This window comes from Thauera phenylacetica B4P, from assembly GCF_000310225.1.
GTDB classification, from domain to species: domain Bacteria; phylum Pseudomonadota; class Gammaproteobacteria; order Burkholderiales; family Rhodocyclaceae; genus Thauera; species Thauera phenylacetica.
Genome location: NZ_AMXF01000620.1, coordinates 1 through 403, shown reverse-complemented (window position 1 = coordinate 403; position 403 = coordinate 1). Strand labels below are relative to the sequence as shown.

The 403-nt window shown below is 77.9% G+C and carries 1 protein-coding gene; it reads right to left on the bottom strand.

The window, feature by feature from the left end:
- On the bottom strand, positions 1-293 hold a 293-nt coding region (locus C667_RS23995; RefSeq protein ID WP_004393326.1), incomplete at its 3' end, for a glycerophosphodiester phosphodiesterase family protein.
- Positions 294-403 lie beyond the last annotated feature (110 nt).

The following is a 403-nucleotide window of genomic DNA, read 5'->3' as shown; positions in this document are numbered from 1 at the left end:
CGCTCGCCGGCGTGGCGCGGGCCGTGCCAGGCGCCCGCGTCCAGCCGCGCGAGCGCGGCCCAGGGCTGCTCCACCGCCTCGCCACGGCCGTCGGTGGTGCGCTCGAGGCGGTCATCGTGGAGCAGGAAGACCTCGCCGTCCGCGCTCAGCCGGGCATCGCACTCGAACATGCGGTAGCCGTGCGCCCAGCCGAGCGCGAATGCGGCAAGGGTGTTCTCCGGCGCCAGCCTGCCGGCGCCGCGATGGGCGATCCACAACGGATACGGCCAGGACGCGGCGACGGGCGCGCTCATTCGCCCGACTCGGCCTTGGGCTTGCGCGCGCGGCGCGGACGCGCGGCGGGTTTTTCCGCCGCGGACGGGCTCGCGGCCGCTGCGGCCCCCGGCGTGGGGCCGGCAGGGGC